The organism is Vibrio sp. J1-1 (genome assembly GCF_021728395.1).
In the GTDB taxonomy this organism is placed as follows: Bacteria; Pseudomonadota; Gammaproteobacteria; order Enterobacterales; family Vibrionaceae; genus Vibrio.
In genome coordinates, this window is sequence record NZ_JAKKCM010000030.1 from 1 (window position 1) to 6,213 (window position 6,213).

The 6,213-nt window shown below is 40.0% G+C and carries 9 protein-coding genes and 2 pseudogenes; 4 read left to right on the forward strand and 7 right to left on the reverse strand.

Annotated elements, in window-relative coordinates; all coding sequences use genetic code 11:
- The 4 genes and pseudogenes from L3V31_RS21585 to L3V31_RS21600 form a co-directional block, all read left to right on the forward strand.
- Window positions 1-73 (forward strand): annotated as a pseudogene (locus L3V31_RS21585) (antitoxin); the annotation flags it as partial.
- Window positions 63-353: a type II toxin-antitoxin system RelE/ParE family toxin gene (locus L3V31_RS21590; protein WP_005377002.1), complete on the forward strand. Its 291-nt coding sequence runs from the start codon at window positions 63-65 to the stop codon at window positions 351-353. The pseudogene L3V31_RS21585 and the gene L3V31_RS21590, both read left to right, overlap by 11 nt.
- Before the next feature lie 222 nt (window positions 354-575).
- Window positions 576-818, forward strand: a complete 243-nt coding sequence (locus L3V31_RS21595; RefSeq protein ID WP_038173093.1) for a type II toxin-antitoxin system Phd/YefM family antitoxin — start codon at window positions 576-578, stop codon at window positions 816-818.
- An 8-nt stretch (window positions 819-826) separates the two neighbouring features.
- Window positions 827-1,126, forward strand: a complete 300-nt coding sequence (locus tag L3V31_RS21600; RefSeq protein WP_237319225.1) for a type II toxin-antitoxin system RelE/ParE family toxin — start codon at window positions 827-829, stop codon at window positions 1,124-1,126.
- A gap of 188 nt (window positions 1,127-1,314) precedes the next feature.
- Here the strand turns inward: L3V31_RS21600 and L3V31_RS21610 are convergent, their stop codons facing one another.
- The 7 genes and pseudogenes from L3V31_RS21610 to L3V31_RS21660 all read right to left on the reverse strand — a co-directional run bounded on the left by L3V31_RS21610 (window position 1,315) and on the right by L3V31_RS21660 (window position 5,374).
- Complete coding sequence (locus tag L3V31_RS21610) at window positions 1,315-1,782, reverse strand: GNAT family N-acetyltransferase (RefSeq protein WP_237319228.1); 468 nt, start codon at window positions 1,780-1,782, stop codon at window positions 1,315-1,317.
- A gap of 148 nt (window positions 1,783-1,930) precedes the next feature.
- On the reverse strand, window positions 1,931-2,395 hold the full coding sequence (locus tag L3V31_RS21620) for an acyltransferase (protein ID WP_237319230.1): 465 nt from the start codon (window positions 2,393-2,395) through the stop codon (window positions 1,931-1,933).
- A 148-nt stretch (window positions 2,396-2,543) separates the two neighbouring features.
- On the reverse strand, window positions 2,544-3,068 hold the full coding sequence (locus L3V31_RS21630) for a hypothetical protein (protein ID WP_237319232.1): 525 nt from the start codon (window positions 3,066-3,068) through the stop codon (window positions 2,544-2,546).
- 217 nt (window positions 3,069-3,285) lie between these two features.
- Window positions 3,286-3,705 (reverse strand): GNAT family N-acetyltransferase, encoded by a 420-nt coding sequence (locus L3V31_RS21640; RefSeq protein WP_237319234.1) that lies wholly within the window; start codon window positions 3,703-3,705, stop codon window positions 3,286-3,288.
- Window positions 3,706-3,855: 150 nt separating this feature from the next.
- The gene (locus L3V31_RS21645) at window positions 3,856-4,362 is read right to left on the reverse strand and encodes a hypothetical protein (RefSeq protein ID WP_237319236.1); all 507 of its coding nucleotides are present in this window, start codon (window positions 4,360-4,362) and stop codon (window positions 3,856-3,858) included.
- 133 nt (window positions 4,363-4,495) lie between these two features.
- Window positions 4,496-5,029, reverse strand: a complete 534-nt coding sequence (locus L3V31_RS21655; protein ID WP_237319238.1) for an MltR family transcriptional regulator — start codon at window positions 5,027-5,029, stop codon at window positions 4,496-4,498.
- 161 nt (window positions 5,030-5,190) lie between these two features.
- A pseudogene (locus L3V31_RS21660) lies at window positions 5,191-5,374 on the reverse strand (hypothetical protein).
- Window positions 5,375-6,213: the final 839 nt, after the last annotated feature.

Consider the following 6,213-nt stretch of genomic DNA (forward strand, 5'->3'; position numbering starts at 1 on the left):
TCTTGAACTACTAGCTATCGCTAAAGAGCGTGAATCTGAAGAGAGCATTTCGGTAAATATTGATGACCTATAAACTCGACTTTAAAAAGAGCGCACTCAAAGAGTGGAAAAAGCTTGGCTCTACTCTACAACAACAATTTAAGAAAAAGCTAATCGAGCGCTTAGATAACCCACATGTTCCGGCTTCAAAGCTTTCTGGAGCTGACAACATGTACAAAATTAAGTTGCGTCAATCGGGCTACCGTCTCGTCTACAAAGTTGAAGACGATGTCATCATTGTAACCGTCTTAGCTGTCGGAAAACGCGAACGTAGCGATGTTTACCGTAAAGCTATGAAAAGGTTAGATGATTGATTGCGGTATAACGCCAAATTAAGGTGTGAACAACGCTGGCACCTTACCTAAACCATTGTGCCATAAACACTAAACTTACTTGAAGTGAGGGCGCCAAGCGTTGTGAATCACTCTTAAATTTCTTGTTAGTTTAACTTTCGCACAAATCGCACGATTTAATTAAATTGAACATTTCGCACAATCGATTATACTCTTACTAGTAACCAAGTTTGGAGCTTTAACATGCATACATTAACAGCAAACGACGCTAAACGTAATTTTGGCGAACTACTTCTAAGTGCTCAACGAGAGCCAGTTAAGATCAGCAAAAACAGTAAAGATGCTGTCGTTGTAATGTCCATTCAAGATTACGAAGAGCTTGAAGCAATGAAAGCTGGTTACATTAAACATTGCTTTGAGGCTGCAAAACAAGATCTCTCGCAGGGTAATGTAGTTGATGGCGAAACATTCTTGAAGAGCCTGTAACCTAAAGTATGCAAACGAACAAATATAAGCTAAGCAAATTGGCGCAAAGCCATTTGCGCAAAATTAAAAGCTACACCGTTACAAACTTTTCCGAATCACAATGGAATCGCTACAGAGACAACCTACTAACTGCTTTTCAAATGCTTGCTGACAATCCAGCAGTTGGCAGAAGCTGTGATGAGTTATACCAAAGTGGCTTCTACTTCCCTGTTGGCAAGCACACTGCCTACTTTACCAAAGAAGATGGCTTTATTCTGATCGTTGCCGTTCTTAGTCAATCGCAGTTACCCCAGAATCATTTGAAATAATATCCACACCCTAGCAATTACAGTTAGGGTGCTGAACCTGATTGGTAAACTAACGCCTTGTTAAGGGGTGAGCAACGCAATACTGAGGCCTCTGCAAACCACCTTAATCACTTAAACTAACGCATAGTAAAAATGCCACGCGTTGCGAATCCCTCTTGAACAACTTGTTAGGCCTTGTTTGGACGTTATTAAGAAATTCCCCTAGTCATTACCACAACCTCAAACTGTGAGCCGCTTGAAAGAGCGATGATTTCTCTAGAAACTTCCGTGAATCCAAGTTTGGTATAAAATGGAACGCCTGCTAAGGTTGCGACAAGCTTAATCTGTTTAAAACCTACTTCAGCCGAATGCTCAATACACTTAGACATTATTTTGCTTGCAATACCTTTTCGCGAAAATTCTGGATGAACGAAAAAGGCTCGTAATTCAGAGAATGTTTGAGCATTCACATAACCACCACAACCGATAATTTTCTCTGACTGAACAGCAACTAAAAATGTTTCCCCTTCAATCAACGCTTCAATACCTGTGACTAATTCTAAAGCTTCTTCAATAACATTAGATTTGTAAAATCCAAATTGAAGCTCTTTCGAAGACATGTTAATCAGCGCATTAATTTCATCTAAATCCCTTTTTTGGGCTAAGCGAATATCCATATATTTCTCCTGAGAGGCCTAACGCCCTGTTAAGGGGTGAGCAACGCAATACCGAAGCCGCCGCATACCACCTTAAACACTTAAACCAATGCATAGTAAACATGCCACGCGTTGCGAATCCCTCTTAAACAGATTGTTAGGTTTGTACTCAAGGCAAGTCGCGTAACTTTCTAGCTGGATTACCTGCGTAAATACCTTTCTCTGTAATGTCTTTAGTTACAACACTACCTGCACCAATGACCACATCACTACAAATGTTGACAGGCAACACTGTAGCATTTGACCCGATTGTCACACTGTTAGCGATAACTGTGCGTCCCCAATTATCTGGATTTGAGTCAGGTTGACCACTTTTGAAAAGATCGTTGGCAAACATGACACCGTGACCAATGAAGCAGTCACTTCCAATAGTGACGTACTCACAGATAAAGCTATGAGATTGGATTTTAGTGCGCTCGCCAATAACTGAATTTTTCTGTATTTCGACAAACGGTCCAACAAACACACCAGCTCTCAGTTCGCAGCCATAAACATTAGCAGGCTCAATAATAGTGACATCTTCACCACAGGTAACATCTTTCACTTGAGCCTTCAAAATTCGTGGATTGGCCATTTTACCTCCTAAAACCTAACGCCCTGTTAAGGGGTGAGCAACGCAATACCAAAGCCACCGCATGGCACCTTAAACACTAAACGCAACGCATCGTAAAAGTGCCACGCGTTGCGAATCCCTCTTGAACAGTTTGTTATAGGTCTTAGAACTACAAAGCATCACCACCATAGCTATTCCAAGCTTTGGTAAAACCATCTGCATCAAAAACCACACGAATATCAGAAAACTCAAAAGCAACACTATTTTTCTTCTTAAACTGGTCAACTAAAAAGTTGTCTCCAGCCTTACTTAAAGGTGTTAAGTATATATGGCTACCATCACAGAATTTATTATATCTAACATTTTGGTCGTTAGTTTTAATCGTAATATTTTCATAACTGGTTTCTCGGTCTGTACAAGGTACAGCGAGAGTAACGTAAATTCGCTGCTGTCCCGACTTGCTAGTACTAATCCTAGCTTCAAAAATAGTATCCCAATTATCGCTTGCCTTGTCTGACTTAAAACCAAATAAGGATGAACCTGTACCAGTATCGGCAAAACTTATACTGCGTAGCATTTCGTAAGATGGATACATATCTGCTATAGCTAGATTTTTAGGATCGGTTAAATCTAAAGTGAAAGATGCTGAAGTACTAAAAGAAAATAATGCCAACAACAAGGCAGTTTTTTTCATAATGTTGGTTCCCTGAACGACAAAAAAAATTTATTGTACAACACATATCATAGCCAGCAATAATTCATTCCACGTATTGGGGCATAGAGCTATAACGCCCGCTTAAGTGGTGAGCAACGCTACCACAAAACTCAATTATTGCACCTTAAACACAGAAGCCAATTCAAACCAAAACCGCCAAGCGTTGCGAATCCGTCTTAAAGCGTTTGTTAGCTGTTTATTCTTCCACGAGTGTTTTAGTCAAAAATGAAAGCGACGAATCCATTGGATAGTTGCCCAGTACCATTTGACACTTGTAGCCTTGCTTTTCGTAGAAAGGCTTCGCTTGAAAGCTAAGAGTATCGACAAGGGCGGACTTACAACCTTTAGATACGGCATACCCCTCTAACAATTTGATCAACTCACTACCCACTTGCTTACCCCGTACTGAATCATCAACCCAAAGGAATTTAATAAGCAACCAATTACCCCAAAGGTCAGCAATAATACCACCAACTTTCTTCTCGTCCCTCAGCGCATAATAGCCAACCTGAGACTTCGAAATGCCTTCCAAGAATGGCGTATTATGTTTGATTAAACCACCACGAACTTCATTGATATCGCTATCTGACGGTTCAATATCTAGTTTATATTCCATGTACATCCTTGCTTGATTTGACTAAAAACAGCTAACGCCGCGTTAAGTAGTGAGCAACACAAGCACTGAACCTAAACTATTGTGTCATAAACACTTAAGCTGAATAAAACCCAAAATGCCACGCGTTGCGAATCTGCCTTAAACGCTTTGTTAGGTATCTCTACTCCGCGTTAAATTATTAATAAAGTTTACCTGTTTAATTCCAGATAAGGATTCGTTTATAGCAGCTTCAACATTTCGAGATTCACGTGGTAATGCAACGGAGTAAGTTCCCCCATCTACTGGATACAAGCACAAAAATATACCCATATTACTTGTATTTATTGCATAACCTTTTAAGGCAGAGAATTGGATGATATGCGGACGGGAATCTGTCCCAACAACTCTAATTGCTTTATCAAGATTATCGATACTAATCGATTGTTGCACAATATGGGTCTTTGACATTGTATACACCACGCCACCGGCAACTAACAAGCCGATGAAAAAAAGCATATCAACATGCAGGCTATTGTTAGTCAACGATGCAATCACATAAAAACTAACGCCAGCAAAAACACCAGAAAAAAGTGATGTCAGAACAATCCAAAGTAAAGGGAGTTTCATAACCTTAGCTCTTTCTTTAGCCACCTCAAAAGGTTCAGTCCAATTGATCATTGTCTCTCCTGATACCTAACGCCCAATTAAGGTGTGAGGCACGCAATACCTATGCTTCGGCATACCACCTTAATCACTAAACCTAACGCATAGTAAAAATGCCACGCGTGCCGAATCACTCTTAAATTGTTTGTTAGCCATCTTTTCGCTCGATTTTTATCACTTTGTCTTGCGCAAAATGCAGAGCTAATATTTCTAGTGAGAACACCATGTTAAGCATATAACGACCAGACTTTAAGTCTTGATTGATAATTTCATTTGGTAAATCATGAGACTCAGCCGTAGCTTGAACGGCAGTAACGAACAAATCCTTAATATCAGAGTTATGGTTGAATACCGCCTCTAACTGATCTTTAATCGCATCATCTTCAAGGCTCAATGATACCGAACTATGAGCGAACTGATTTCGTAGCTTCCGAAAAGTATTAAACATAAGGTTCTGTTTTTGAGTAATCAAACCTAGTCTATAGGCCATTTCTATTTTTGATGAGAAATTACCCAATGGTCCATTGTGCTCAAATATAGGATCTTTCTTTTTATCAGTGTCGACTAATTTTGCCTTTAACAAGTTTTCAAGCTCAAGCTCTACCATTGCAGCTGCAATCAAGACTGCACCTCTGTCACTTTCCCCTTTAATTATTTCCGTAACTTCTTTGTAGCTTTTCACAAATGATCCTTATTTTTATGCTAACGAACAAGACTAGATGGCTAACGCCGCATTAAGGGGTGAACAACGCCGGCCACCCAACCTAAACCATTGTGCCGTAAACACTAAAGCTAATTCAAACCAAAGCTGCCAAACGTTGTAAATCCCTCTTGAATGCTTTGTTAGTTGCCAAACCTAAAGCTTTTCTTTGAAGTTGATTGCCACTTTGCCAACACTGTTTTTACGTGCTTTGAAAAACTCAAATCAGGCGCAGTTTCAAAGCGCCTGTTACTGAAGCCACTTGGAACAACCAGCGTCGTAGAATACAGCCTAACAACACCAAAAAGCCCATTTGAAAATGACAATATCACAGAGCTTACTCTCAGCGAGTTAATCGTCTTCTGAAACAGAAAAACCAAACCACACAAGAAACCGAAGCTCGATTTTCGCAACCCCAAATAACTAAAAGTTGAAATACGAAAACGAACTAGCAACACACGGACATTAGCCTTAGATATTCTGTATTAGCTGAGTTTTCCTCGTTGGCAACTAACGCCGCGTTAAGTAGTGAGCAACATTGCCACCTTACCTAAACCATTGTGCCATAAACACTAAATTCAAAGTAAACCAAAAATGCCTAGCGTTGCGAATCTGCCTTAAACGCCTTGTTAGTTGCCATTCTAAGCCTATGATTTCCAGTTCATTTCCACTTTGCCAACACCGTTTTTGATGCGCTTTGAAAAACTCAAATCAGGCGCAGTTTCAAAGCGCCTGTCACTGAAACCACTTGGAGCTAGCAACGCCGTAGAAAGCTAGCTGAAAGCACCAAATAGACCTTTTGGGAAGACAATGTCACAAAGCTGACTTTCAACAAATGAGTTAGCGCCTGAAACGGCAAAATAAAACCACAACATTAAAAGTCGAACACAATTTCAGCAAACCACACCCAGACAAAAATCGAGCAAAACTGAAAATTTCATTAGCCCTAAAATTTCTGCTTTAGCTTCGTTTTTACCGCTGGCAACTAACGCCGCATTAAGGTGCGAACAACGCTAAATACCTAACCCAAACCATTGCACCTTAAACACTAAAACCAAGTTTAAACTGAGATCGCCAAGCGTTGTGAGTCACTCTTAAATGCTTTGTTAGGCGCTTCACGCAAATAGTTAAAATGGGATTTAGAAAACCACCTTTTGGAAAAAAGA